The following is a 24,547-nucleotide window of genomic DNA, read 5'->3' on the forward strand; positions in this document are numbered from 1 at the left end:
TACGAGGCCCTCTCCTCATCTTCCCCGCGACGCCTCTCGCCGCAGGCCGGAATTGGCACCTTCCCCACCGGGAGCCTCGCGTCGTCACGAGATCCGGCGGAAGGGTTGCCGGGGCTTCAACGGGCCGTTCCCTCTGCCCCTCTGGATGAGCGGTATGCAGTTGTCGGCAGGTGTTCCCGATATGCGGAGGACACCTGCGCTGTTCGAGACTGTAACGGACGGCCCGCACAATGGCCCGGGCCGTCCGATCCGCGAGACGCCTTTGGCCGATTCGGAAGAATCGCCGAAGAAACCTGGTCCCGACGGGTTCGGACTCCACCAGGAAGGGGCAGTACGGCCATACGGATGTAAATGTGGCCGAATGCGAACAGGAGCGACATTCGTGCTGGATGAGGCAGAGGAGTGGCTGGGCCGCCGGTCCTGGGACGCCGCCGACCGCCCGCTGCCGCAGCTCATGCGCGCGAAGCGCGCGGCGGGTGCGGCCGGGAGCATCAGCGTGGTTCTCCCCGCGCTGAACGAGGAGGCTACCGTCGGTGCCATCGTGGAAACGCTCCGGCGTGACCTGATGGAGGACGTGCCACTGATCGATGAGCTGATGGTGGTGGACTCCGGCTCCACCGACCGCACCTCGGAGGTCGCCGCCGCGGCGGGGGCCAAGGTGGTGCACCGCGACGAGATCCTGCCGCGGGTGCCATCCGTTCCGGGCAAGGGCGAAGTGCTGTGGCGGTCCCTGCTGGCCGCCAGCGGCGAGATCATCTGTTTCGTGGACGCGGACCTGCGGGACTTCGACTCGCGGTTCGTCTCCGGCATCGTCGGGCCCCTGCTCACCGAGACCGGCGTGCAACTGGTCAAGGCGATGTACGACCGGCCCCTCGGGGACAACCCGTCCGGCGCCAAGCAGGGCGGCCGGGTCACCGAGCTGGTCGCCCGCCCCCTGCTGAACCTGCACTGGCCGCTGCTGGCCGGCGTGGTGCAGCCGCTGGGCGGCGAGTACGCGGCCCGCCGTTCGCTGCTGGAGCGGCTGCCGTTCCCGGTGGGCTACGGCGTGGAGCTGGGCATGCTCATCGACACCCTCAACCTGGTCGGCCTCGACGCCGTGGGCCAGGTCGACGTCGGCGTGCGCAAGCACCGACACCAGGACGGGCAGGCCCTGGGCCGGATGGCGGCCGCGATCATGCGCACCGCGCAGAGCCGGCTGCCCGGCTCGGTGCTGCCCATCCGGCTGGGCCTGACCCAGTTCGAGCGCACCGAGGAGGGCGGGTTCACCGCGCTCACCCACCCGATCAACGCGGAGGAGCGCCCGCCCATGGCGACCATCCCCGAGTACACGGCGCGGCAGGCGGCGTAGTCGTTGTCCGAGCGCGTCACCGCCCCGGTTTCACCGCCACCCGACGGTGTGAAACCGGGGCGGTGTGATGGGGCCCACGTTTCGCGAGTGCCGCGATTGGCAAGCCTCCGCGCGTGACTGCCACCGAGCACTCCGCCGAGCACCCCCCGGGGCCCGACACCGAGGGTCAGGTCCTCGTCGCGTCCAACCGCGGCCCGGTGAGCTTCACCCTGGGCGAGGACGGCTCGCTCACCGCGCGGCGCGGGGGCGGCGGCCTGGTCACCGGCCTCAGCGCCCTCCGCCCCGGCACCGGCACCTGGATCTGCGCCGCGCTGGGCGAGGGCGACCGGGCGGCCGTGGCCCGCTTCGGGTCCCGACTGGACCCGGCCGACACGGGCGGCCAGGCGGTGCGGATGCTGGACATCCCCGCCGGGACGTTCGAGGCCGCGTACAACGGCGTGGCCAACTCCGTTCTGTGGTTCATCCATCACCTGCTGTACCAGACCCCGTTCGAGCCGGTCTTCGACGCCGCCTTCGAGGCGCAGTGGAGCGAGTACGCGGCGTACAACGCGGCCTTCGCCGACGCGCTCACCGAGGACGCCGCCCCCGGCTCGGCCGTGCTCGTGCAGGACTACCACCTGTCGCTGGTGCCCGGGCTGCTGCGCGAGCGGCGCCCGGACCTGCGGGTGGGGCACTTCTCGCACACGCCGTGGGCGCCGCCCGAGCTGTTCCGGGTGCTGCCGGACGCGATCGCCCGGCGGGTGCTGCTCGGCATCCTGGGCGCGGACCGCGCGGCGTTCCTCACCCGGCGCTGGGCGCGCGCGTTCGCCGCCTGCTGCGCCGACGTGCTGGGCGCGGAGATGTCGGAGGCGGACGGCCTCACGGTCACGCACGGCGGCCGGACCACGCGGCTGGGCGTGCACGGGCTGGGGGCCGACGCGGAGTTCCTGCGGGAACGGGCGTTCCGGCCGGATGTGGACGAGCGGCTGGCCGCGCTGCGCGCGCAGGTCGGCGACCGGCGGACGATCGTGCGGGTGGACCGCACCGAGCTGTCGAAGAACATCGTGCGGGGCCTGCTGGCCTACCGTCGGCTGCTGACCGACCGGCCGCAGTGGCGGGGGCGGGTGACGCACGTCGCGTTCGCCTACCCCTCGCGGCAGGACCTGGCGGTCTACCGGGAGTACACGGCCGAGGTGTCGCGGGTGGCCGAGGAGATCAACGCGGCGTTCGGCACGGAGGGCTGGACGCCGGTGGTGCTGCATGTGAAGGACGACTTCGCGCGTTCGCTGGCGGCCTATCGCATGGCGGACGTCGCCCTGGTGAACCCGATCCGCGACGGGATGAACCTGGTCGCCAAGGAGGTGCCGGTCGTCTCCGAGCGGGGATGCGCGCTGGTACTCTCCCGGGAGGCGGGGGCCGCGGCCGAGCTGGGCGAGGACGCGCTTCTGGTCAACCCGTACGACATCGCCGGCACGGCGGAGGCGCTGCACCGGGCGCTGTCGATGGACGCGGACGAGCGGGATCGCCGCACGAAGCGGCTGTCCGCGGCGGCGACGGCGCTGCCGCCGCAGACGTGGTTCTTGGAGCAGCTCGCCGCGTTGCGCGGCTGAAGCCGTTGGCTGGGACTGCCGTCGCGTATATGCCGGTCGTTCGTGGCTGGTCGCGCCCACGCGGCGGAGCCGCACAATGTCACCGCCTCGCGCCCCTTATGGGGCCCGCAGGTGGTCGGCCAGGGTGGCCAGAAGGTGGGCGACGCCTTCGGGGCCGTTGACCGTGATGTCGGTGGCTGCGGCCAGTTCCTGGACTTCGGTGCTGCCGCTGCACACCCGCAGGCCGGCCACGCCCGTGTCGCGGAGTTCGGCGACCGCCTCGAACGCGGCCAGGTCGCCCAGGTCGTCGCCCGCGTACAGCACCGAGCCGACGCCCGACTCCCGGGCCAGTGCGGTCAGGGCCGCGCCCTTGTCCATGCCCGGCGGGCGCAGCTCCAGCACCAGGCGGCCCGGCTCCAGGGCGAGGCGGTGCCGGGCGGCGAGCGCGGCCAGTGGGTCGCGCAGCGCGGCGAACGCGCCGACCGGGTCGGGTGCGCGGCGGGTGTGGACAGCCAGCGCGCCGCCCTTGTCCTCGATGAACGCCCCGGTGCCGGTGACCAGCGCGGGCAGCTCGGCGCGCGCGGCGGCGACGCCCTCGTGCGGCGGCGGGGTGCGCAGCTCCCCGGTGGCCGCGTCCCAGCGCTCCGCGCCATATGCGCCCAGCACGGTGAGGCCCGCCAGCTCGGGGTGGCCCGCGAAGCCGCCGAGGCGGACGGCCACTTCGGCGGGGCGGCCGGTGATGACGGCGACGACGGCCACCCGCCCGGCGAGCCGGGCCAGCGCGGGCACCGCGTCGGGGTGCGGCCTGGCCTGCTCGGGGTCGGCCACGATGGGGGCCAGGGTGCCGTCGAAGTCGACGGCGATCAGGGCTCGTTCCGGCTGGTCGAGAAGTGCCGTGAGGCCGGCGCGGCCGGCGTCCGTCGAGGGTACGGGGAGGCTGCCCATGTACATGACTTTACCGGCGCCGGCGGCGCGCCTCGCGCACCCGGCGCAGGCGGTTGACCATGACCGGGTCGTGGGCGAGGGCGAGGGGATCGTCCAGCAGGGCGTTGAGCAACTGGTAGTAGCGCGTGGGCGAGATGCCGAGGCGCTCGCGGATGGCCCGCTCCTTCGTGCCGGGGCCCGGCCACGCGCGGCGCTCGACGGCGAGGACGGCGCGGTCCCGGTCGCTGAGACCGTCCGCGCCGTCTCCCGCGGCGTGCTCCGGCTGGCTGGTCATCCGGGTCAGTGTAAGCGGCGCCTCGGACACCGCCCGGCGGCCCGGAACGGGCGTCAGGCCTCCGCGTCCCGGTCGGCCTCCTCGGCCGCGCTCTGGAGCCGGCCGAGGATGTCGGCGACGTCGCTGCCCTCGCGCACGGTGTTGCCGATCTCCCGGGAGATGTCCAGGGCGACGGTGTTCCAGGAGACCTTGCCGGAGGGGAAGAACGTGGCGCTCGGCAGCTCGTCGATGAAGGGCCGCAGGCGCTGGTGGTTCGGGGAGTCCGAGACGGCCATGGCCTGGCTGGTGGGGGTGGAGATCGGCAGGAGCTGGTTCTCGTCGGCGAAGCCGCTGACGTTCTCGTAGCCGCCGGAGAACGCCCAGTTGAGGAAGGTGCCTATCTGCTCGCGCTTGCCGTGCTGGTTGAAGGCGAGCAGCCAGGACGCCTCGCCCACGGTGGACAGGCTGGCGCCGCGGCGGCCGGGCACGGTCCCGGTGCCGGCGTCGAGCCCCGCCGCCTCGCACAGCGGCAGCAGCATCGGGTCGGCGGTGAGCATGCCGACGCGGCCGGAGACGAACTGCTCGTACAGGTCGTGGCGGCCGGTCTCCTCCGGCTTGGCCTCGCCGGTCAGGCCCTGGCCGGTCAGCTCGTCGCGCAGCCAGGTGAACGTCTCGACGTTGGCCGGGGATTCGATGGTGTAGCTGCCCGCCGCGTCGGTGAGGTGCCCGCCGCCGGCGAGCATCCACAGCACCGCCTCGACGTGCGAGTCGGAGTGGCCGAAGGGCAGGCCGAACGGGATGGGCACGTCCGCCGTGCGCAGCGCGCTGGCCGCGTCGAGCAGTTCGTTCCAGCTCTGCGGCGGGGAGTCGGGGTCGAGCCCGGCCTGGTCGAAGAGGGCCTTGTTGTAGAAGAGCCGCTGGATGATGGCGAAGACGGGCATGGCGTACTGGATGCGCCGCACCTCGCCCGCCGCGGCGACGGCGGGTATGAAGTCGCTCTGGACGGGCACGTTGAGCACGTCGTTGGCGCTGTAGAGCTGGCCCTGGGTGGCGAACTCGGCGAACGACGCGAGCTGCGCGAGGTCCGGCGCGTCGCCCTCCGCGACCAGCCGGGCGGCCTCCTCGGTGGCCTCCGCGAAGGGGACGAGGGTGACGGTCACCTGGATGTCGGGGTGTTCCGCGTTGAAGTCGGCGACCAGCTCCTCCCAGTAGCGCTGGGAGCTGCCGTCGTCGGTGAGTTCGGCGGCGAGCATCCGCAAGTGGCCGTCGCCGCCGCCCGATCCGCCACATGCCGTGGTCGTTGCCGAGAGGCCGATGGCGCTGGTGAGACCTGCCGTCAGGCCCATGAACCGCCGACGTCGCACGTTGACTTCCCCTTTGTGTCCTGATTGCTGCGTTTTCGGGTGTGCACCCGCGCCCCCGGTGGCACCCAAAAGTCAGAGTCTGCCCTGCCGAGGGCCGTCACAGCATCCCCACCAGTGGTATCGCTTTAACAACAGCCCCTGTGCGCCACGCCCTTACCCCCTATTCGGGACCGAATCGACCGGCGAGGAGCCGTACATGTCTCCCAATACGTCCAAAACCTCCCACACCGCACGGGAGATCGCCACCCAGCCGGAGTGCTGGCTGCGGGCCGCCGACGACGTCCGCGGCGTGCGCGCCGCGGGGTTCGCCGCCGCGCTGCCGCGGCCCGGCGAGCGGGTGGCGGTGACCGGCTGCGGCACCTCGTGGTTCATGGCGCAGGCGTACGCGGCGCTGCGCGAGGCGGCCGGGCAGGGCGAGACGGACGCGCATCCGGCCTCCGAGTTCCCGGTGGGGCGCGGCTACGACCGGGTGGTGGCCATCACCCGGTCCGGGACGACGACCGAAGTGCTGGAGCTGCTGGGCGTGTTGCGGCAGCGGCGGCCGGACACCCCGGTGCTGGCGCTGACCGCCGACCCGGCCGCGCCGGTGCTGCGGGCGGCGCCGCATGTGGCGGTGCTGGACTACGCGGACGAGGAGTCGGTGGTCCAGACGCGGTTCGCGACGAGCGCGCTGGCGTTCCTGCGGGCCGGTCTGGAGGCGGCGGGGGCGCTGCCGCCCGGGGTGGGCACGGTGGCCGGGGCGGCGGCGGACGCGGCGGCCGGGCTGGGCGACGAACTGCCGCAGGAGGCGCTGACGGCCGGGCAGTGGACGTTCCTGGGCCGGGGCTGGACGTATGGGCTGGCGCTGGAGGCGGCGCTGAAGATGCGGGAGGCGGCGGGCGTCTGGACGGAGGCGTATCCGGCGATGGAGTACCGGCACGGGCCCGTCTCGATCGCGGGGCCGGGGCGGGTGGTGTGGCTGTTCGGCGCGGCGCCGGAGGGGCTGGCGGAGGACGTGCGGCGCGCGGGCGGGCTGCTGGTGACGGCGCCGGGTGTGGATCCGATGGCGGATCTGGTGCGCGTGCAGCGGCTCGCGGTGGCGGTGGCGGTGGCCCGCGGGCTGGATCCGGACCGGCCCCGTCATCTGACGCGCTCGGTGATCCTTCCGTAGTGGACTAGACCTCTTCCCCCGTCTCGGGCGAGACTGGCGCGTGTGAGTCTCCAGGAGAACTACGTGATCGCCCTCGACGTGGGCGGCACCGTGCTGAAAGCCGCACTGACCGGGCGGGACAACAAGGCGCTGTACCAGGCGCGCCGGCCCACGCCGGGGGCCGGTGACCCGGCCGCCGTGGTGGCCGGAATCCTGGACTTCGCCGACGAGTTGCGCGGCGCGGGGCTGGACCGCTTCGGCCGCCCGCCGGCCGCCGCCGGGGTCGCCGTGCCCGGGATCGTGGACGAACGGGCGGGCGTCGCGGTCTACTCGGCCAACCTCGGCTGGCGGGACGTGCCCCTGCGCCGGATGGTGAGCGAACGGCTCGACGGCGTGCCCGTCGCGCTGGGCCACGACGTGCGCGCCGGTGGGCTGGCCGAGGGGCGGCTGGGCGCCGCGGCGGGCGAGGCCCGTTTCCTGTTCGTCGCGCTGGGCACCGGCATCTCCGGGGCCATCGGGATCGAGGGCCGGGTGGAGCCCGGCGCGCGCGGCGGCGCGGGTGATCTCGGACACGTCGTGATCCGGCCGGGCGGCGCCCGCTGCGGCTGCGGCCAGCGCGGCTGCCTGGAGACGGTGGCCTCGGCCGCCGCCGTCGGCCGCGCCTGGGCCGCCGCCTCCGGCACGCCGGGCGCCACCGCCGCCGACGCGGCCCGCGCGGTGGCCGACGGCGACCCGCGCGCGGTGTCGCTGTGGCGGGAGGCCGTGGACGGCCTGGCCGACGGCCTGCTCACCGCGATCACCCTGCTCGACCCGGCGACCGTCATAGTCGGCGGCGGGCTCGCCGAGGCGGGCGAGACGCTCCTCGCGCCGCTGCACGCCGCCCTCGCGGCGAAGGCCACGTACCAGCGGCTCCCCACCATCGTGCCGGCGGCGCTCGGAGACGCCGCCGGCTGCCTGGGCGCGGGCCTGCTCGCCTGGGACCACACCACGCTCCCTACCCACGCGGAGGTTTCCCCGTCATGAAGCGCACCGTGCTCACCGGCGCGAACGTGGTCCGGCCCACCGGAGTCGTCGAGGACGGCCGGGTGACGGTCGAGGGCACCCGGATCGCCGGGGACCGCCGCGAAGAGCCGGACGGCGTCGCCGAGTTGGACCTCACCGGCCACTGGGTCGTGCCCGGCTTCGTCGATCTGCATGTGCACGGCGGCGGCGGCGCCTCGTTCTCGGCCGGCTCGGCGGAGGAGGCGCTGCGCGCCATCGGGACCCACCGCGCGCACGGCACCACGACCATGGTGGCCTCCACCGTCACCGGCGACCTGGGCGAGCTGGGCGTCCAGGCGGGCGTGCTGTCCGAGCTGGTGGAGCAGGGCGAACTGGCCGGCATCCACTTCGAGGGCCCGTTCATCGCCGCCAACCGGTGCGGCGCGCACGACCCCGGCCTGCTGCGCGACCCCGACCCGGCCGCGGTGCGCAAGCTGCTCGACGCGGCGCGCGGCGCGGCCCGGATGCTGACGCTCGCGCCCGAACTCCCCGGCGGCATCGAGTCGGTGCGGCTGCTGCGCGACAACGGCGTGATCGCGGCGGTCGGCCACACCGACGCCACCTACGAGGTGACGCGGCGGGCCATCGAGGCCGGCGCGACCGTGGCCACCCACCTGTTCAACGCGATGCCGCCGCTGGCCCACCGCTCCCCCGGGCCGATCGCGGCGCTGCTGGAGGACGAGCGGATCACCCTTGAGCTGATCGACGACGGCACCCATCTGCACCCGTCCGTGCTCCAGTTGGCCTTCCGCACGGCCGGCGGTGACCGCGTGGCGCTCATCACCGACGCCATGGGCGCGGCCGGGATGGGCGACGGCCTGTATCCGCTGGGGCCGCTCAAGGTCGAGGTGTCCGGCGGCGTCGCCCGGCTCGCCGAGGGCGGGGCCATCGCCGGCTCCACCCTCACCCTGGACCGCGCCTTCCACCGCGCCGTCACGGTGGACGGGCTGCCGGTGACCGAGGTGGTCCGGGCGCTGTCCGCCACCCCCGCCCGGCTGCTGGGCGCCGACGACCGCGTGGGCTCGATCGAGGAGGGCAAGGACGCCGATCTCGTGGTCCTGGACGGGGAGTTCGGGCTCGTGGGCGTCATGCGCAAGGGCGAGTGGCTGGTGCGGCCGTGACCCTGGTGGCCTGCGCCGAGCTGCTGCGAGACGCCGGCGCCGCGGGCCGCGCCCTGGCCGCGTTCAACGTGATCACGCTGGAGCACGCGCAGGCGGTGGCGGCGGGCGCGGACGCGGCCGGCGCGCCTGCCGTCCTCCAGGTCTCGCAAAACGCGGTGGCGCACCACGGCGGGCGGCTCGCGCCGCTGGCCGCGGCGCTCACGGCGCTGGCGCGCGAGGCCCGCGCGCCGCTCGCGCTGCACCTGGACCATGTCACGAGCGAGGCGCTGCTGCGCGCGGCGCCCGCGGCGGGGTTCGGCTCGGTGATGTTCGACGCCTCGGCGCTGCCGTACGCGGAGAACGTCCGCGCCACCGCCGCCGCCGTGCGCTTCGGCCATCGGCACGGACTGCTGGTGGAGGCCGAGCTGGGCCGGATCGGCGGCAAGCCCGGGGACGCCCACACCCCCGGCGTGCGCACCGATCCGGCGGAGGCCGCGGGCTTCGTCGGGGACACGGGCGTGGACGCGCTGGCGGTGGCGGTGGGCAGCAGCCACGCCATGACGGAACGGACCGCCGCCCTGGACCACGGGCTGATAGCCAGGCTGCGGACGGCGGTCGGGGTGCCGCTGGTGTTACACGGCTCCTCCGGCGTGCCCGACGGGGAGCTGCGCCGGGGGGTGGCGGCCGGCCTCACCAAGATCAATGTGGGCACCGCGCTGAACGCCGCGCTGACCCGCGCCGTGCGGGCCCACCTCGCGGCCGACCCGGACGGCGTGGACCCCCGCCGCTACCTCGCGGCGGGCCGGACGGCGATGACGGCGACGGTGGTGCGCTTCCTGCGGGCGCTGGCCACTGGCTAGGACTGGTCGCGGTCCTCGGTGATGTACATCTGGTCGATGATCACGTCACAGGAGCTGGTGCAGGTGAACTGAACGGTGTTCGCCCCCTCCTTCAGCTCCACCTGGTTGTAGGTGCTGACCCAGCTCGAATCCCACTGGTCGCTGCCGGTGGCGTAGTCCTTCATGTTCACCGGGTCGGTGCGCGGGGTGCCGTTCACCGCGAACGACATGCCCTGGCCCTCGGTGACGGTCGAGTATCCGGTGTACAGGCGGTACAGGCCGGGCTCGCCCGTGAAGTCGAACGTCCAGGTGACGGTGGAGCCCGGCGCGCCCTGGATGGCGATGTAGGAGCCGTCCGCCGAGCGGGCGCCGCCTATCTCGGAGGCCACGGCGGCGCCGTTGCCCAACTGGAGGTCGGTGAGCTCGGCCGCGGGCAGCTCGCCCGGGTCCGGCTCCTCATCGGTGGGGTCGTCCGACGGGTCGTCGGTCGGCTCCTCGCCGCCGCCGTCGCCGCCGTCGTCCGTGGGCTCGGTGGTGGAGCCGCCGCCCGCCTCGGGGTCGTTCTCGTCGCCGCTGAACAGGATCGCCGCGCCGACGCCCAGCACCACGGCGACGACGACGGCGATGGCGCCGATCAGCAGCCCGTTGCGCCGGGGCTCGGGAGCGGGCCGGCGGCGGTCGGGCGGGCCGCCGTAGGGCGGGGTGCCGCCGGGCTGGGTCTCGGGCGCGGCGTAGTACGCGTCCGGGCGCGGCGGCTGGGCGGGCGGCTGACGGTGGCCCTGCTGGCCGCCGAAGGTCCGCTCCCCCACCGGGCGGACCTGGTTGTACGAGGGCTGCCGCGGCCCCTGCGGCGCCTGCGCCTGGCCGTTCTCCGGTCGATAGAGGTAGGCGAAGGGGTCGTCGCCCTCGTCGGGCGTGCCCTGGCCCGTGTGCCCCGCGCTCATCGACTGCCGCTCCTTACATACCGCTGATACTGCGATTCCCCCACCTGCCGTACGGGCGCGAGCCTACCCCGTTCGGACGACAGCGCCGACCGTCCGGCGCCGGGCCCGGCCGGGCGCGCGGTCAGCCCGCCCGGCGCCTGCCCTGGGACCGGGAGCGCTTCTCCACGTACATGCGCTGGTCGGCCGACTCCAGCACCTCCTCGGTCGTCATCCCGCACGCCGCCCACCCGATGCCGAAGCTCGCGCCGACCCGGACCGAACGGCCCTCGACGCGGATCGGCGGGATGATCCCGTTCCGCAGCCGGACCGCCAGGTCGGACGCCTCGGCCGGGCCGAGCCCCTCGGCCAGCACGACGAACTCGTCGCCGCCGAGCCGGGCGACCGTGTCGTTGTCCCGGACGCCCTGCTCCAGGCGGCGGGCGACCTCGACGAGCACGGCATCGCCACATACATGGCCGAACCGGTCGTTGATGGACTTGAAGCCGTCCAGATCACAGAAGAGAACGGCCAGTCCCTTGCCGTCGCCGCCGGGAGCCTCCGGCGTGTAGACGTGCTCGTGGAGGTCGTAGGGCCGCGGCGGGGGCGTGCCCAGGCCCTCGAACGCGTCGGTGATCCGGCCGCCGGCCGGGACCGAGTCCCGCCCGTAGCGGTCCGGCGGGGTGTCGCAGATCCGGCCGCCGAGCCGGGCGCGCAGCTCCGCGCTGTTGGGCAGCCCGGTCAGCGAGTCGTGGCTGGCGCGGTGGGCGAGCGCCAGCTCGTGGCGCTTGCGCTCCTCGATGTCCTCGACGTGGGTGAGCTGGACCTGCGGCCCGTCGGCGGCGTCGGCGACCACCGAGTTCCGCAGGGAGACCCAGACGTAGGAGCCGTCGCGCCGGGCCAGCCGCAGCTCGGCGCGTCCGCCCTCGGCCGAGGTGCGCAGCAGCACGCCGGTGTCCTCGGGGTGCACCAGGTCGGCGAAGCTGTAGCGGCGCAGCACCGCGCCGGGTCGGCCGAGCAGTCGGCACAGCGCGTCGTTGACCTTGATGAGGCGGCCGTTGTTGTCGCCGCCGACCTCGGCGATGGCCATGCCGCTGGGCGCGTACTCGAACGCCTGCCGGAAGCTCTCCTCGCTGGCCCGCAGCGCCTGCTGCTCGCGCTCCAGCCGGATGAGGGCCCGCTGCATGTTCCCCCGGAGGCGGGCGTTGCTGATGGCTATGGCGGCCTGGGAGGCGTAGAGCTGGAGCGCCTCGCAGCCCCAGGCGCCGGGGCGGCGGCCGTTGCGCGGGCGGTCCACCTCCAGCACGGCGAGCAGCTCGCCGTCCGAGGCGTACATGGGGGCGAAGAGCCGGTCCATGGGGTGCCACTCCTCGGGGTAACGAGGCGCGGGCCCGGTGGTGTGCCACTGCGGAACGTCGTCGTGGTCGAGGACCCAGCCCTCGGTGTAGGGGATGAACCTCAGCTCGCCCCAGCGCGTCCCCATGGCCAGGCGCCGCTCCCAGGACTCCCGGGAGCCGGTGCGGCCGGCGATGGCGGCCTCGGCCTTGTCGTTGCCCGCGACGGCGGCGACGAGGAGGTCTCCGTCGGGTCTCACGAGGTTGACGGCGGCGAGCTCGAAGCCCAGCGCGGCCACGGCGCCGTCGGCGATGGTCTGGAGGGTGTCCGCCATGCTGCGGGCGGTGTTGAGCTGAGCGACGACCTGGTGCAGCTCCCGCAGTGAGGCGAGGCGCACATAGGGCTCCGTCTCCGTTTCCATCACTCCCCCGGGCGCGGAATGCACGTGCAGATACACAGGCCACTGAATCACAATGAGCTGCCCACTAGGTACACAGGGTCAGCAATTAGTCGCCTACTGTGACTCATGTCACACTGCGGAAGGGGTCGGTCGCGGGTCGTACGACGTCCTGCCTCGGAGGTTTTGGCGTTTCCGGTCGGATCAGCCCAGGACGTCAGACGGGGTGCCCCCCCCCAGGCCCTTGGGGGCCTGGGAGGTACCCCCAGCAAGGCGCCGGATCACAGCTCATACGCATGGGGGCACCTCCCGGACGAAGTCTGGGGGAGTATTCGCGCGATTCGGCTGGGGGCGCCTCCCTGGGGGCACCTCCCGGTGTTAGCTGGGGGAGTTAGCCGGGGGAGTCGTGGGCCCGGGCGGGGACTCCAGAGAGGCCCTAGGGCCGGTATCGAGTTCCCGGTCGGATCAGCCCGCGGCGTCAGACGCGGTGCATCGCAAGGCACCGGATCGCAGCTCATACCCGGCCGTATTCGCGCGATTCGGCTGGGGGCACCTCCCAGACGGAGTCTGGGGGAGCGGCGAGGTGCCGTGACTGGCGTCGCGGGCCCGGGCGGGAACTCGATACAGGCCCTAGTCCTCTGGCCCGATGCGCGGGCGGGGGTGCGGCGCTTACCGTTTTGGCGTGTCCCTACCAGCGCAGCAGACCCAGCCCTTCCCGCATCCTGAGGGGGTGAGCGAGGAGGAGTTCCGCGGCGCCATGGCCCGGCTCGCGGCCGGCGTGGTGCTGGTGACGGCCCACGACGAGGAGGACGGGCCGCGCGGGGCGGCGGCCGGGATGACGGCGACGGCGTTCCTGTCCGTGTCGCTGGACCCCCCGCTGGTGCTGGTGAGCGTGCGCGAGGGCTCGCGGATGGACGAGCTGCTGGAGCGCCAGCCGCTGTGGGCGGCGTCGGTGCTGGCCGAGGACCACCGGGCGACGGCCGGACGGTTCGCGATGAAGGGACGGCTCAGCGACCGGCTGCTCTTCCAGGACGTGCCGCACGTGCTCGGGGAGGTCACCGGGGCGCCGCTGCTGAAGGGCGCGCTGGCGACCGTGGAGTGCCGGACCGAGCAGCGGGTGGCGGCCGGCGATCACACGCTGGTGATCGGCCGGGTCCTGCGCGCCGCGCTCCCGGCGTCCGCGGGCGGTCCCCTCCTGTACTTCCGGGGCGGCTACCGGCGGCTGGGATAGGTCCTGTCCGGTCGGTCGATTGGGGTCCCGCTGGGGGCACCTCCCTGGGGGCACCTCCCAGCGTTAGCTGGGGGAGTTAGCTGGGGGAGTTAGCCGGGGGAGTCAAGGGCCCGGCCAGACCGGCCGGACAGGGCCTAATCCAGGCCCTGCGGGCGGCCGCGGCCGCGGCCGCGCTTCACCTCGGAGCGGCGGCGCTTGTCCGCCAGCCGGCGCTCGGTGACCCCGCGCGGCACCCGCCGCGGCTTGCGCGGCCGGGGCGGCGGCGCGGACGCCTCCGCCAGCAGCGCGGCCAGCCGCCGGGCGGCCGTCTCGCGGTTCCGCCACTGGGAGCGGTGCTCGCTCGCCCGCACGGTCACCACCCCGTCGCTCAGGCGCTCGGCCAGCCGCTCCAGGGCCCGTTCCTTCCAGACCTCGGGCAGCGCGTGCGTGGCGGCGAGGTCGAAGAGCACCTCGACCCGGGTGTCGCTGGTGTTGACGTGCTGGCCACCCGGCCCGGAGGAGCGTGAGAAACGCCACCGGAGCTCGGACTCCGGCACGGAGACCGAGCCGCGAATGACATACGGACCGGACATGCGTTCCATGGTCCCCTGCCCCGCCCGGCCGCGCACGCCGGTTTTTTCGGCACGAACCGCGTGGAACCTGCCAACCCCTCGACATCGTTGGGGACAGTGAGAGTAACGTCATCGCAAAGGCGACCCTGAGCGAAACGAATAAGGGGATCTACATGGGTGTGAGCCTGTCCAAGGGTGGCAACGTCTCGCTGAGCAAGGAGGCGCCGGGCCTGACCGCCGTCACCGTCGGCCTCGGCTGGGACGTCCGCACCACCACGGGTGCCGACTTCGACCTGGACGCGAGCGCCTTGGGGGTGAACTCGAGCGGCAAGATCGTCTCGGACCAGCACTTCGTCTTCTACAACAACCTGGCGACGCCGGACGGGACGATCCAGCACACCGGGGACAACCTGACGGGTGAGGGCGAGGGCGACGACGAGCAGATCAAGGTGAACCTGGCCGGCCTGCCGGCCGAGGTCGACAAGATCGTGTTCCCGGTGTCGATCCACGACGCCGACAACCGCGGGCAGAACTTCGGCCAGGTCCGCAACGCGTTCATCCGCGTGCTGAACCAGGCGGGCGGCGCCGAGATCGCCCGCTACGACCTGACCGAGGATGCCTCCACGGAGACCGCCATGGTCTTCGGCGAGCTCTACCGCAGCGGCGCGGAGTGGAAGTTCCGCGCGGTCGGCCAGGGCTACGCCTCCGGCCTGGCGGGCATCGCGCAGGACTTCGGTGTGAACGTCTGAGCGGTCACGGCACGGCGGAAGCCGGTGGTCCCCGTCCGGGGCCACCGGCTTCCGTGCGTCCGGCGCGGTTTGGAGCCAGCGGGGCAGGGAGGCAATTGCAAGACGTCGCGTCTCGAATTACGCTGCGGGCATGCGAACCATCCTGATCACCGGGTCGTCCGACGGCCTCGGGCGGTATCTGGCGCTGCGCCTGGCCGAGCGCGGCGACCGCGTCATCGTCCACGGGCGCAGCGCCGAGCGGGCGGCACAGGTGCGGGAGGAGATCCAGCGGGCCACCGGGGCGGCCGACCGCGCCGATGTGCTGCTGGCCGACTTCGCCGAGCTGCGGCAGGTGGACCGGCTCGCCGACGAGGTGCTGGCCCGCCACGACCGGCTGGACGTCCTGGTGAACAACGCGGGCATCGGCGGCGCCCCGCACGCCGGGCGCGAGCTGAGCCGGGACGGCGTCGAGCTGCGGTTCGCGGTCAACTACCTGGCCGGCTACCGCCTGACGGAGCGGCTGCTGCCGCTGCTGCGCGCCTCCGCGCCGGCCCGCGTCGTCAACGTGGCCTCCGTCGGCCAGCAGGCCATCGACTTCGACGATCCGATGCTGGAGCGCGGCCACACCGTGATGGGCGCCTACGCGCAGAGCAAGCTGGCCCAGATCATGTACACCTTCGACCTCGCCGAGCGGCTCGACGGCGCCCTGGTCAACGCGCTGCACCCCGCCACGTTCATGGACACCACCATGGTCCGCGAGGGCGGCATCGCCCCCTGGAACACCGTCGAGACGGGCGCCCGCGCGGTGCTGCGCCTGATCGACGACGCCGATCCGGGCACCGGCGGCTACTTCGACGGCGAGCGCCCCGCCCGCGCCGACGAGCAGGCGTACGACCGTCAAGCGCGGCGCCGGCTCACCGAGCTGTCCGACACCCTCATCGCCCGCGCCCTCGGCTGAGCCCGCGCTACCGGCTCTCCACGCGCACCCCCAGCTCGGCGGCGAACAGCGGTGCCAGATCCAGCAGTTGGCCCGGGCTGATCACCGCGCCGGACAGCCGGTCCACGCCCCGGGCCAGCTCCAGCCTGACCGCGCCGCGCAGGTCCACGTCCTTCAGCGTCGCCGCCGAGAGGTCCGCGCCGCGCACGTCGCAGTCCTCGAACGACACCCGCTCGCACCGCGCCCCGCCGAGGTCCGGCTCCACCAGCACACAGCCCACGAAGGCCACGTCCACCAGCCGGGACTGCCGCAGGTTGAGATAGTCGATCTTCCCGCCGCGCACCACCACGCGGGTCAGCGTGGCCCCGCTGAGCTGCACCCCGCCCAGCCGCGCCTCGGAGATCTCGACGTCCCGCAACTGCGCGTCCGCCAGGTCCGTGCCCACGCCGCGCACCCCGGCCAGCACGGTGTCCATGATCCGGGCCCGTTTCAGCCGGGCCTCGTCCAGCACGCACTGCCGCAGCGCGCAGTCCATGAAACGCGCCCCCGACGCCTGGGTCCCCGTCAGATCCAGGCCGTCGAACTCAACGCCGTCGTAATCCCCTTCCGCCTCCAGCTCCGCCCCGTCGAACGCCCGCAGCTCGGGCAGGGTGAACACCGGGGGCCGCGGCGCCTTCACCGCGTTCCGTTCCGCCATGGCGCCATCCTGCCGCGCACCACTGACAACGCCCCCCGGCCGGCGCCACCCACGTTTGACTTCAAGTGGACTTGAAGTTGCACGCTGGGTCCAGCCCAGCGCGCCGACCACGGCGCCCGTTCCCCGGGGAGACGCCCATGCACGCCATCCGCCTGCACACCTTCGGCCCGCCCGAGAACCTGCGGTACGAGGAGGTGCCCGACCCCGAGCCCGGCCCCGGGCAGGTCCGCATCGCCGTCGCCGCCGCGGGCGTGCACGTGGTGGACACCGCGCTGCGCGCCGGACCGGTCGGCGGCCGTTTCCCCACGCCCGAACTGCCCACCATCCCGGGCCGGGAGGTGGCCGGCACGATCGACGCGGTCGGCGAGGGCGTGGCCGTGTCCTGGCTGGGCCGGCGGGTCGTCGCGCACCTCGGCATGGTGCCCGGCGGCTACGCGGAACGCGCCGTCACCGCCGTCGCCAACCTGCACCCGCTGCCCGACGAGGTGTCCGAGGACCAGGCCGTCGCCATGGTCGGCACCGGCCGGATGACGATGGGCATCCTCCGCTTCACCGAGCTCGGCCCCGGCGACACCGTGCTGGTCCTGGCCGCGGCCGGCGGCATCGGGGGGCTGCTCGTGCAGTACGCCAAGCACCGGGGCGCGACCGTCATCGGCGCCGCCGGCGGCCCGGCCAAGGCCGACGCCGTCCGGGGCCTGGGCGCCGATCTCGCCGTCGACTACGCCCAGGAGGGCTGGGCGGACCGCGTGCGCGCCGCGTACGGCGACCGCCCCCTCAGCCATGTCTTCGAGGGCGTCGGCGGCGAGCTCGGGGTGACCGCGATGCGCCTGCTGGCGCCGGGCGGTGTCCACCTCACCTACGGCTACGTCTCCGCCGGCATCGGCCACGGCGAGCAGGCCGCCCTGCCCGAGAAGGAGCTGGCCGAACGCGAGATCGTCTCGCAGTCGGTCCTCGGCCCGCCGCTGTTCGAGAAGATCGGCGGGCCGGAGAACCTGCGGGTGCTGGAGGAGGAGTCCCTCGCCCACGTGGCCGCGGGCACCCTGACGCCGCTGGTCCACCACTTCCCGCTCGCCGACGCGGCCGCGGCCCACCGCGCGCTGGAGAGCCGGGCCACCATCGGCAAGGTCGTTCTCATCCCCTAGACGTTCCCCCGGGGAACACCGCACTCAGACGCGGACCGCCTCGATCAGCACCAGTCGTTCCGGGAACTGGATCGGGGCCCGGACGCCCACCTTCTCCAGTACCCGGCCCGGCAGCGTGACGCCCTCGGCCCACCAGGCGAGGGCGTCCCAGGCCGGGCGCCGCACATCGCCCGGCGGCAGCGGCCGCACGCGGTAGTCCCCGTCCGGGTCCAGCCCGGGCAGCCGGACCAGGCCGGGCGGGGAGGCCACGCTCGTGGCCACCTGCGCCAGCGTGTAAACGGCGCGCGCGCCGTCGCTCGCCACCACGCCGTGCACCCACAGCGCCGGATCGGGGTGGTCGCCGCGCACCACGGTCCCGGTGTGCAGCAACGGCCGCAGCTCCTTGTAGAGCTTGATCCACTCGCCGAGCGCGGCACGGTCCGCCTCGCTCGCCCGGGTCAGGTCCCACTCGATCCCGAAGTGGCCGAACAGCGCCGTCCCGGCCCGGAAGCCCAGCGTGTGCGTCCGGCCGGTGGTGTGCGCCTCCGGGGCGCCCACGTGCGAGCCGAGCAGCTCCGGCGGGAGCAGCAGCCCCGTCCAGCGCTGGATCCGCTGCCGCTCCAGCGCGTCGATGCAGTCGCTGGTCCACACCCGGTCGGTGCGCTCCAGGATGCCGAGGTCCACCCGGCCGCCGCCCGAGGAGCAGGACTCGATCTCCAGCCGGGGGTGCCGGGCCCGCAGCTCGTCCAGCAGCCGGTACACGGCGTGCGTCTGCGCGTGCACGCCGGCCTGCCCGGTGGGGCTGTGCCCGGCCTCCACCAGGTCGCGGTTGTGGTCCCACTTGAGATAGGTGAGGGCGTACTCGGTGACCAGCGCGTCGAGCCGTTCCAGGATGTACGCGTACGCCTCCGGGTGGCCGAGGTCCAGCACCTGCTGGTGGCGGGACTCCGGCGGCAGCCGGTCGCCGGTCGCCAGGATCCACTCGGGGTGGCTGCGGGCCAGGTCGGAGTTGGGGTTGACCATCTCCGGCTCCACCCACAGGCCGAATTCGAGCCCGTGCTTGCGCACGTGGTCGACCAGCGGGTGCAGCCCGTCCGGCCACACCTCCTCGTCCACGTACCAGTCGCCCAGGCCCGCGTGGTCGTCGCGCCGGCCGCGGAACCAGCCGTCGTCCAGCACGAACCGCTCGGCCCCCACCTCGGCGGCCAGGTCCGCCAGTTCCTTGAGCTTGGCGAGGTCGTGGTTGAAGTACACGGCCTCCCAGACGTTCAGCGTCACCGGGCGGGCCGAACGCGGGTGGCTCTCGCGCCCCCGCAGATACCCGTGGAACCGCGCCGCCAGCTCGTCCAGGCCCGTGCGCCCGTAAGCGCCGTAGACCCAGGGCGTGGTGTACGCCTCGTCGGGCCCGAGGGCGATCTCGCCCGCCAGCAGCAGCTCGCCGCCGCCGAGCAGCGAGACGCCGGCGTGGGTGCGTTCGGCCAGCGAGCGCTGGTTCCCGCTCCAGGCCACGTGCAGGCCCCAGACCTCGCCGGAACGGAAGCCGAAGCCGCGCTCCCCGGCGACGTGAACGGTGGCCGCGTCGGTGCCGGTGCGGCCCTTGCGGTTCTCCCGCAGATGCGTGCCGATGGTGAACTCGTGCCGCTGCGGGGTCCGTTCCCGCAGGTGCCGGCCGGTCATGTCGAGCAGCTCGGTGGCCCGCTCGGGCACCGGCAGGGTGAGCAGCACGCCGGACAGCGAGAACGGCGCCGTGCCCGCCTCGGCCTGGCTGGTGACCGTGGCGCGCTGGCGCACCAGCCCGGACTCGGTCAGCTCGATCTCGATCCGCAGTTCCAGCTCGGCGCGGACGTCCTCGGCGGTGACGGTCACCGCCCGGTCCGCCGTTTCGAGGGAGGTGACGGCGAAGGCGGTGGAGAAGTCGGCGCCGGCCCGGTGGCCGGTCAGGCCGGGGGTGCCCAGCCACCCGGCGGAGTGCTCGGGCAGCACGCCGACCGGCACGACGACATCGACGTTGTTGGAGGCAACCTGCGGCACCCCGGCCCGCGTGAGAGCGGCGAGGGCGCCCTGGGACAGCTCGCCCAGATCCTCGCCCCAGTGCACGACTCGCGGCAGCCCGTTGCCCGTACAGTCCAGCACGAGACTGGTCCCCGCGGCACGGAGGTGGAGGAAGGTCTCGTCGCGCATCTGAGATCCCCTGATCGATCCTGTTGAGACTTGCGCGATATTTCTATGTTCGCGCACCGGCTCAGTCAACACCGGGGGAGGGGCGGAGCCGCCTGTCGGACTCGAACCGACGACCTGCTGTTTACAAGACAGCTGCTCTGGCCAACTGAGCTAAGGCGGCGGGCACTCACGGCCTCTACCGGCCGCGACGGCCGCTCCAGCCTACACGGGCGCGATCAGCGGGTCGGCCGGTTTTCGCCCCGGCGGCCACCGGCCGTGAAGATGATCTTGCGATGAGTTTTTTTCCTCACCGGCTACTGACTTTCGCGGGTGTTTCGAGTTAGGTTCACTCCGCGTCCATATACATGGCCGTAACACCTTCCTACTCGGATCGTCCGGCACGTTCCTGCCGGTAGAAGGAGAAGTGACGTCATGGCTACGGTCACCTACGACAAGGCCACCCGGGTCTACCCCGGCTCGGAGGTCCCCGCCGTCGACCAGCTCGACATCCAGATCGCGGACGGCGAGTTCCTCGTTCTGGTCGGCCCCTCCGGCTGTGGAAAGTCCACCTCCCTGCGCATGCTCGCGGGCCTGGAGGACGTCAACGGCGGCGCCATCCGCATCGGTGACCGCGATGTCACCCACCTCCCGCCGAAGGACCGGGACATCGCGATGGTGTTCCAGAACTACGCGCTGTACCCGCACATGACCGTCGCGCAGAACATGGGCTTCGCGCTCAAGATCGCCGGCGTCAACAAGGCGGACATCCGCAAGAAGGTCGAGGAGGCCGCCAAGATCCTCGACCTCACCGAGTACCTGGACCGCAAGCCGAAGGCCCTCTCCGGTGGTCAGCGGCAGCGTGTCGCCATGGGTCGCGCCATCGTGCGCGAGCCGCAGGTCTTCCTCATGGACGAGCCGCTGTCCAACCTGGACGCCAAGCTCCGTGTCCAGACCCGTACCCAGATCGCCGGCCTCCAGCGGCGCCTGGGCGTCACCACCGTCTACGTCACCCACGACCAGGTCGAGGCCATGACGATGGGTGACCGGGTCGCGGTCCTCAAGGACGGCCTGCTCCAGCAGGTGGACAGCCCGCGCAACATGTACGACAAGCCGGCCAACCTCTTCGTCGCGGGCTTCATCGGCTCCCCGGCCATGAACCTGGTCGAGGTCCCGATCACCGACGGCGGCGTGAAGTTCGGCAACAGCGTGGTGCCCGTCGAGCGCACCGCCCTGACCGAGGCGCAGAACAAGGGCGACACCCACGTGGTCGTCGGCTGCCGCCCCGAGCACTTCGCCGTGGTCAACGGCAGCGGCGAGGCCGGCGGCCTGGCCAAGGCCGACGAGAAGCAGGCGGCGGGCCTCGCGGTCACCGTCAACGTCGTCGAGGAGACCGGCGCCGACGCCTACGTCTACGGCACCGCCGAGATCGGCGGCGACGTGAAGGACCTCGTCATCCGCGTCGACAGCCGCGACGTCCCGGAGAAGGGCTCCAAGCTGAACGTCGTGCCGAAGCCGGGCGAGACCCACGTGTTCGCCGCCGGCTCCGGTGAGCGCCTGAGCGACTGAGCCCCGCCGGGCCTCGGGGAACCGGGCGCCCGGAACGGCCAACGGGCCGGGTTTCCGCACACGTTGCGGAAACCCGGCCCTTCGCACGTCAACCGCCGGATTCGAATATCGGTGACTCCATCACCCGGGAGGGTGGCCCAATGTCACCAAATCACTACCCCTCGCTACGATTCAGCAAGCCCCTCACCGTCTCGCGAGGAAGAGTCACGTGAATCAGGCACTCCTTTCCATCGGCAGAAGTCTCGCCGTCGCCCTCCCGGTCGTCCTGGTGCTGTCCGGGACGCTGGCCGTCACCCGCGTGCCGTGGGTCGCCGCCCCGTCCGAGGCCCAGATGCTCACCGCCTCCGCCGAGCAGAAGCAGCAGGCGCCGCAGGACGTCCTGAAGGACCGGCTGGTCACCACGCTCCGCCAGCAGGACCCGTCCACCGCCCTGACCGGCCTCCAGGAGGCCGTCACCCGCGAGCCCTCCCTCGCACCCCACTGCGCCGAGATCGCGCGGGCGCTGGGCGAGGCGGCGGTGGAGAAGTACGGCAGCGCCCAGCGCGCCCAGCAGCACGCGCGCCCGGTGTGCGACACCGCGTACGCGTCGGGCGTGGCCGCGGCCAACTGACCGGGGCGGAAGCCGGACGACGCGCCCCGGCCCGGACGGCCCGAAGGCAGATCCACGATGAGGTCCTGTCCGGTCGGTCGATGGGGGTTCCCCTGGGGGAGTCAGCTGGGGGAGCAGCGAGGTGCCGTAGCTGGCGGCGCGGGCCCGGCAAGATCGGCCGGACAGGGCCTAGGCTTCGGGTATGACCGCAGCTCCGCACGACGCCCCGCAGCCCACGCAGGCCGTGGTCCTGGCCGGCGGCCAGGGTTCGCGGCTCCGGCCGTACACCGACGACCGGCCGAAGCCGATGGTGGAGATCCCTGGCACGGGCGTGCCGATCATCGGCCACCAGCTCACCTGGCTCGCCGCGGAGGGCGTCACCGACGCCGTCATCTCCTGCGGACACCTCGCCGAGGTGCTTCAGGAGTGGCTGGACTCCACCGAGTTGCCCCTGCGCGTCACCACCGTCGTGGAGAGCGAGCCGCTGGGCCGGGGCGGCGGCCTGAAGTACGCCGCCGCCGCGCTGCCCCGCCCCGACGAGCCGTGGTTCGCCACCAACGGCGACATCTGGACCCGTTTCTCACTGCACGAGATGGCCGCGTTCCACGACGAGCGCGACGCCCTCGCCACCCTGGCGCTGGCCCGGCCCCGGATCCCCTGGGGCGCCGTGGACACCGACGAGTTCGGCCATGTCCTCGACTTCATCGAGGCACCGCCCTCGCCCTACCTGATCAACGCCGGCGTCTACGTCTTCGCGGCCGAGTTCACCAAGCTGCTGCCGGACCGCGGCGACCACGAGCGCACCACGTTCCCCCGGCTGGCAAGGGAACGCCGCCTGGCCGGCTTCCCGTTGCCGCAGCGCGCCTACTGGCGGGCCATCGACACCGCGAAGGACCTGGCACAGGCGGCGAAGGACCTGGCGGGCTGAGGCCGAGTCCGTCCCGTCGTCACCGAATCCCCGACACCGCCGGGAGGCCGTCGACGACGATCCGTTCGGTGATGGCGAGATCGGTGAAGACGGTGCCCTCGGGGTGGAAGTGGCCGTCCTCGATCTCCACCGCCCGGGAGCCCAGGTGCGCGCCCGTGCTCTCCTCGAAGACGTACGTCATCTCGTAGCCGAGGTCGGCGCCGACCCGGCTGACGGCGACGCCCTCCCGGCCCACCGCGTCGGTGCCCGCGCCCACGGTCACGCCGGGGATCCGGTCCATCGCCAGGAACAGCGCCTCGCTCAGGTCCGGCGGCAGGAGGGAGTCCTCGAAGATCCCGCCGATGGTCTCGAACGCCCACTGGTCGGCCTGGTCCTCGGAGTCGGCTTGGCCGTTCTCCTCGTAGATCTGCCCCAGCAGCGCGTCCGGATCGGTCGTCAGCTCCCGGAGGTAGTCGTAGGAGGGCTGTCGCAGATTCGCCGGGAACTCCCCGCCGACGCCCGGCACATGATCGGGGTCCGGCACGGCCTCCGCGATCGGGTACCCGTCCCCGTCCCGCACGATGAGGGACTCGCCGTTCACCTCGCCGTCCACCTCGCCCGCCACCATCGGCCAATCCGGCGTCACCACCCGCAGCCCGTCCGGGGCCAGCTCCGAGTTCACGTACCAGCCCTCGCCGCCGTCCGGAGACAGCCACTGCTCGAACTCGTACGGGCCGTGCTCGACGCGTTCCACGTTGTCCCCGTTGTTGGGCGCGCCCCCCATGTCGCGCGTCACGGATCCGGCCGTGTAGATGAACTGATCGTCCCCGACCTCCACTTCGGGCACCGCCGCGGCGGCGGCGGCGAGCCGGGCCAGGGTGGACCCGGAGGCGGCGGCCGTGCCCCCGCCGTCCCCGGCGCGGGCGAACGTCACGGCGGCCACGATGACCGCGGCGGTCGCCACGGGCACCGAGACCAGCACCATGCGGCGGCGGAAGGAGGGGGCGACGGAGGTCTTCGTCATCTCGCGCATCAGATGCTCCTCAAGCAGCAGACGGCGGTCGGCGGGGAGCTCCGGCGCACCCGGGTCGGGCAGCAGCCGGGCCAGCTCTCCGAGGCCGGGGTCCTCGCCCCGGCGCCAGGGGGAACGGATCATGGGTGCCTCTCCACACTCGACCGGACCGCCAGAACCCGGCGGCCACCCGGTGCTTGTCCGCGCGGGGCCAGCGGTTCCCCGCGCAACTCCTCCTCGGTGAGCCGGCGCAGCTTCGCCCTGGCCCGGAACAGCCGGGACCGGACCGTCCCCACGCGCACGCCGAGCGCCGCCGCCGCCTCCGCATAGCCGAGGCCGGACCAGACGCAGAGCATGAACACCTCCCGCTCGCCCTCCCGCAGGCGCTCCAACGCGGCCTTGGCGGCGGCCAGTTGCTGCTGGTCGGCCAGCCGGCCGACCAGCTCGTCGGCGAAGTCGGGCAACGCGTCCCGCGCCGGGAGCCGGGCCATGGCCCGCTCATGACGGCGCTTGGAACGCGTCGTGTTGCGCAGCACGTTGACCGCGATGCCCATCAGCCACGGGCGAGGGGTGTCGCCCTCGTTCCGCAGCCGGCCCCGCAGCCGCCACGCCTCCAGAAAGGTCAGGGACACGACGTCCTCGGCCAGGCCGGGATCGCCCGTGGCCCGCACCGCGTATCCGTAGACGAGCTGTGCGTAGGAGGTGAACAGCTCCCGGAACGCCTCCGGGTCACCGTCGCGCACGCGGGCGTGCATGGAATAGCTCACCCCCCGTCTTGTCCGGTCGCGCGCTCCGGTTCCCGTGGCGCC

The 24,547-nt window shown here is 73.3% G+C and carries 23 protein-coding genes, 1 tRNA gene and 1 riboswitch; of the genes, 13 read left to right on the plus strand and 11 right to left on the minus strand.

From position 1 onward, the window contains the following. Positions 1 to 12 precede the first annotated feature (12 nt). A riboswitch (SAM riboswitch) is annotated at positions 13 to 152 on the minus strand. 230 nt (positions 153 to 382) lie between these two features. Together RM590_RS11865 and RM590_RS11870 are read left to right on the plus strand one after the other, a co-directional pair. Beyond that, positions 383 to 1,348 (plus strand): glucosyl-3-phosphoglycerate synthase, encoded by a 966-nt coding sequence (locus RM590_RS11865; RefSeq protein WP_311704437.1) that lies wholly within the window; start codon positions 383 to 385, stop codon positions 1,346 to 1,348. 113 nt (positions 1,349 to 1,461) lie between these two features. Next, positions 1,462 to 2,937 (plus strand): alpha,alpha-trehalose-phosphate synthase (UDP-forming), encoded by a 1,476-nt coding sequence (locus tag RM590_RS11870; protein WP_311704438.1) that lies wholly within the window; start codon positions 1,462 to 1,464, stop codon positions 2,935 to 2,937. A 96-nt stretch (positions 2,938 to 3,033) separates the two neighbouring features. Here the strand turns inward: RM590_RS11870 and otsB are convergent, their stop codons facing one another. From otsB to RM590_RS11885, 3 genes are read right to left on the minus strand one after another with little or no spacing between them, the layout of a single operon-like run. Then, complete coding sequence (otsB, locus tag RM590_RS11875) at positions 3,034 to 3,861, minus strand: trehalose-phosphatase (protein WP_394813853.1); 828 nt, start codon at positions 3,859 to 3,861, stop codon at positions 3,034 to 3,036. Between the two features lie 10 nt (positions 3,862 to 3,871). Further along, entirely contained in the window at positions 3,872 to 4,135 is a 264-nt protein-coding gene (locus tag RM590_RS11880; protein ID WP_311704440.1) for a DUF3263 domain-containing protein, read from the minus strand. 53 nt (positions 4,136 to 4,188) lie between these two features. Continuing rightward, on the minus strand, positions 4,189 to 5,478 hold the full coding sequence (locus tag RM590_RS11885; RefSeq protein WP_311704441.1) for an ABC transporter substrate-binding protein: 1,290 nt from the start codon (positions 5,476 to 5,478) through the stop codon (positions 4,189 to 4,191). A gap of 196 nt (positions 5,479 to 5,674) precedes the next feature. On the opposite strand from RM590_RS11885, the gene RM590_RS11890 reads away from it, so the two are divergent. The 4 genes from RM590_RS11890 to RM590_RS11905 are packed head-to-tail and all read left to right on the plus strand — an operon-like array spanning position 5,675 to position 9,608. Continuing rightward, positions 5,675 to 6,628 (plus strand): SIS domain-containing protein, encoded by a 954-nt coding sequence (locus tag RM590_RS11890; protein WP_311704442.1) that lies wholly within the window; start codon positions 5,675 to 5,677, stop codon positions 6,626 to 6,628. 42 nt (positions 6,629 to 6,670) lie between these two features. Further along, the gene (locus RM590_RS11895; protein WP_311704443.1) at positions 6,671 to 7,630 is read left to right on the plus strand and encodes an ROK family protein; all 960 of its coding nucleotides are present in this window, start codon (positions 6,671 to 6,673) and stop codon (positions 7,628 to 7,630) included. Then, complete coding sequence (gene nagA / locus RM590_RS11900) at positions 7,627 to 8,769, plus strand: N-acetylglucosamine-6-phosphate deacetylase (RefSeq protein WP_311704444.1); 1,143 nt, start codon at positions 7,627 to 7,629, stop codon at positions 8,767 to 8,769. The genes RM590_RS11895 and nagA overlap by 4 nt, the downstream gene beginning before the upstream one ends. Beyond that, a complete protein-coding gene (locus RM590_RS11905; protein ID WP_311704445.1) occupies positions 8,766 to 9,608 on the plus strand; it encodes a class II fructose-bisphosphate aldolase in 843 nt (280 codons plus the stop codon). The genes nagA and RM590_RS11905 overlap by 4 nt, the downstream gene beginning before the upstream one ends. On the opposite strand, the gene RM590_RS11910 is transcribed toward RM590_RS11905, so the two are convergent. Both RM590_RS11910 and cdgB read right to left on the minus strand, forming a co-directional pair. Next, entirely contained in the window at positions 9,605 to 10,531 is a 927-nt protein-coding gene (locus tag RM590_RS11910; protein ID WP_311704446.1) for a carbohydrate-binding protein, read from the minus strand. The two genes, RM590_RS11905 and RM590_RS11910, sit on opposite strands and share 4 nt — an antisense overlap. Positions 10,532 to 10,652: 121 nt before the next feature. After that, positions 10,653 to 12,263 (minus strand): diguanylate cyclase CdgB, encoded by a 1,611-nt coding sequence (gene cdgB / locus RM590_RS11915; protein ID WP_311704447.1) that lies wholly within the window; start codon positions 12,261 to 12,263, stop codon positions 10,653 to 10,655. Between the two features lie 622 nt (positions 12,264 to 12,885). On the opposite strand from cdgB, the gene RM590_RS11920 reads away from it, so the two are divergent. Then, on the plus strand, positions 12,886 to 13,470 hold the full coding sequence (locus tag RM590_RS11920; RefSeq protein ID WP_394813854.1) for a flavin reductase family protein: 585 nt from the start codon (positions 12,886 to 12,888) through the stop codon (positions 13,468 to 13,470). A 134-nt stretch (positions 13,471 to 13,604) separates the two neighbouring features. Here RM590_RS11920 and arfB read toward each other — a convergent pair whose 3' ends face one another. Further along, the gene (gene arfB / locus RM590_RS11925) at positions 13,605 to 14,051 is read right to left on the minus strand and encodes an alternative ribosome rescue aminoacyl-tRNA hydrolase ArfB (RefSeq protein ID WP_311704449.1); all 447 of its coding nucleotides are present in this window, start codon (positions 14,049 to 14,051) and stop codon (positions 13,605 to 13,607) included. A gap of 143 nt (positions 14,052 to 14,194) precedes the next feature. Here arfB and RM590_RS11930 point away from each other — a divergent pair, with 143 nt between their 5' ends. Together RM590_RS11930 and RM590_RS11935 are read left to right on the plus strand one after the other, a co-directional pair. Next, the gene (locus RM590_RS11930; RefSeq protein ID WP_311704450.1) at positions 14,195 to 14,770 is read left to right on the plus strand and encodes a TerD family protein; all 576 of its coding nucleotides are present in this window, start codon (positions 14,195 to 14,197) and stop codon (positions 14,768 to 14,770) included. A gap of 130 nt (positions 14,771 to 14,900) precedes the next feature. After that, entirely contained in the window at positions 14,901 to 15,707 is an 807-nt protein-coding gene (locus tag RM590_RS11935; RefSeq protein ID WP_311704451.1) for an SDR family NAD(P)-dependent oxidoreductase, read from the plus strand. Between the two features lie 7 nt (positions 15,708 to 15,714). On the opposite strand, the gene RM590_RS11940 is transcribed toward RM590_RS11935, so the two are convergent. Continuing rightward, positions 15,715 to 16,383 carry a pentapeptide repeat-containing protein gene (locus RM590_RS11940; protein ID WP_311704452.1) on the minus strand — a complete coding sequence of 223 codons (669 nt, stop codon included), beginning with the start codon at positions 16,381 to 16,383 and terminating at the stop codon, positions 15,715 to 15,717. 137 nt (positions 16,384 to 16,520) lie between these two features. On the opposite strand from RM590_RS11940, the gene RM590_RS11945 reads away from it, so the two are divergent. Next, entirely contained in the window at positions 16,521 to 17,525 is a 1,005-nt protein-coding gene (locus tag RM590_RS11945) for a zinc-binding dehydrogenase (RefSeq protein WP_311704453.1), read from the plus strand. Between the two features lie 24 nt (positions 17,526 to 17,549). On the opposite strand, the gene RM590_RS11950 is transcribed toward RM590_RS11945, so the two are convergent. Both RM590_RS11950 and RM590_RS11955 read right to left on the minus strand, forming a co-directional pair. Further along, on the minus strand, positions 17,550 to 19,685 hold the full coding sequence (locus tag RM590_RS11950; protein WP_311704454.1) for an alpha-galactosidase: 2,136 nt from the start codon (positions 19,683 to 19,685) through the stop codon (positions 17,550 to 17,552). Positions 19,686 to 19,771: 86 nt separating this feature from the next. Further along, positions 19,772 to 19,845 (minus strand) — tRNA-Thr (locus tag RM590_RS11955). 251 nt (positions 19,846 to 20,096) lie between these two features. Here RM590_RS11955 and RM590_RS11960 point away from each other — a divergent pair. From RM590_RS11960 to RM590_RS11970, 3 genes are all read left to right on the plus strand, one after another. Beyond that, positions 20,097 to 21,230, plus strand: coding sequence for an ABC transporter ATP-binding protein (locus RM590_RS11960; protein ID WP_311704455.1), 1,134 nt, complete (start codon positions 20,097 to 20,099; stop codon positions 21,228 to 21,230). 208 nt (positions 21,231 to 21,438) lie between these two features. Then, entirely contained in the window at positions 21,439 to 21,840 is a 402-nt protein-coding gene (locus RM590_RS11965; protein WP_311704456.1) for a hypothetical protein, read from the plus strand. A gap of 181 nt (positions 21,841 to 22,021) precedes the next feature. Beyond that, positions 22,022 to 22,747: a nucleotidyltransferase family protein gene (locus RM590_RS11970; RefSeq protein ID WP_311704457.1), complete on the plus strand. Its 726-nt coding sequence runs from the start codon at positions 22,022 to 22,024 to the stop codon at positions 22,745 to 22,747. A gap of 19 nt (positions 22,748 to 22,766) precedes the next feature. On the opposite strand, the gene RM590_RS11975 is transcribed toward RM590_RS11970, so the two are convergent. Then, on the minus strand, positions 22,767 to 23,882 hold the full coding sequence (locus RM590_RS11975; RefSeq protein ID WP_311704458.1) for a CU044_5270 family protein: 1,116 nt from the start codon (positions 23,880 to 23,882) through the stop codon (positions 22,767 to 22,769). Next, entirely contained in the window at positions 23,879 to 24,493 is a 615-nt protein-coding gene (locus RM590_RS11980; RefSeq protein WP_311704459.1) for an RNA polymerase sigma factor, read from the minus strand. The genes RM590_RS11975 and RM590_RS11980 overlap by 4 nt, the downstream gene beginning before the upstream one ends. Positions 24,494 to 24,547 lie beyond the last annotated feature (54 nt).

Origin of the sequence: Streptomyces litchfieldiae (assembly GCF_031845365.1) — a bacterium.
Taxonomy (GTDB): Bacteria; Actinomycetota; Actinomycetes; order Streptomycetales; family Streptomycetaceae; genus Streptomyces; species Streptomyces litchfieldiae.

Bases quoted from the DNA above. Each gene is read 5' to 3' on its own strand.
- otsB (WP_394813853.1), bottom strand. From the start codon at position 3,861: ATGGGCAGCCTCCCCGTACCCTCGACGGACGCCGGCCGCGCCGGCCTC.
- RM590_RS11880 (WP_311704440.1), bottom strand. From the start codon at position 4,135: ATGACCAGCCAGCCGGAGCACGCCGCGGGAGACGGCGCGGACGGTCTC.
- RM590_RS11890 (WP_311704442.1), top strand. From the start codon at position 5,675: ATGTCTCCCAATACGTCCAAAACCTCCCACACCGCACGGGAGATCGCC.
- nagA (WP_311704444.1), top strand. From the start codon at position 7,627: ATGAAGCGCACCGTGCTCACCGGCGCGAACGTGGTCCGGCCCACCGGA.
- RM590_RS11910 (WP_311704446.1), bottom strand. From the start codon at position 10,531: ATGAGCGCGGGGCACACGGGCCAGGGCACGCCCGACGAGGGCGACGAC.
- cdgB (WP_311704447.1), bottom strand. From the start codon at position 12,263: ATGGAAACGGAGACGGAGCCCTATGTGCGCCTCGCCTCACTGCGGGAG.
- RM590_RS11920 (WP_394813854.1), top strand. From the start codon at position 12,886: ATGCGCGGGCGGGGGTGCGGCGCTTACCGTTTTGGCGTGTCCCTACCA.
- arfB (WP_311704449.1), bottom strand. From the start codon at position 14,051: ATGGAACGCATGTCCGGTCCGTATGTCATTCGCGGCTCGGTCTCCGTG.
- RM590_RS11930 (WP_311704450.1), top strand. From the start codon at position 14,195: ATGGGTGTGAGCCTGTCCAAGGGTGGCAACGTCTCGCTGAGCAAGGAG.
- RM590_RS11935 (WP_311704451.1), top strand. From the start codon at position 14,901: ATGCGAACCATCCTGATCACCGGGTCGTCCGACGGCCTCGGGCGGTAT.
- RM590_RS11940 (WP_311704452.1), bottom strand. From the start codon at position 16,383: ATGGCGGAACGGAACGCGGTGAAGGCGCCGCGGCCCCCGGTGTTCACC.
- RM590_RS11945 (WP_311704453.1), top strand. From the start codon at position 16,521: ATGCACGCCATCCGCCTGCACACCTTCGGCCCGCCCGAGAACCTGCGG.
- RM590_RS11950 (WP_311704454.1), bottom strand. From the start codon at position 19,685: ATGCGCGACGAGACCTTCCTCCACCTCCGTGCCGCGGGGACCAGTCTC.
- RM590_RS11960 (WP_311704455.1), top strand. From the start codon at position 20,097: ATGGCTACGGTCACCTACGACAAGGCCACCCGGGTCTACCCCGGCTCG.
- RM590_RS11970 (WP_311704457.1), top strand. From the start codon at position 22,022: ATGACCGCAGCTCCGCACGACGCCCCGCAGCCCACGCAGGCCGTGGTC.
- RM590_RS11975 (WP_311704458.1), bottom strand. From the start codon at position 23,882: ATGATCCGTTCCCCCTGGCGCCGGGGCGAGGACCCCGGCCTCGGAGAG.
- RM590_RS11980 (WP_311704459.1), bottom strand. From the start codon at position 24,493: ATGCACGCCCGCGTGCGCGACGGTGACCCGGAGGCGTTCCGGGAGCTG.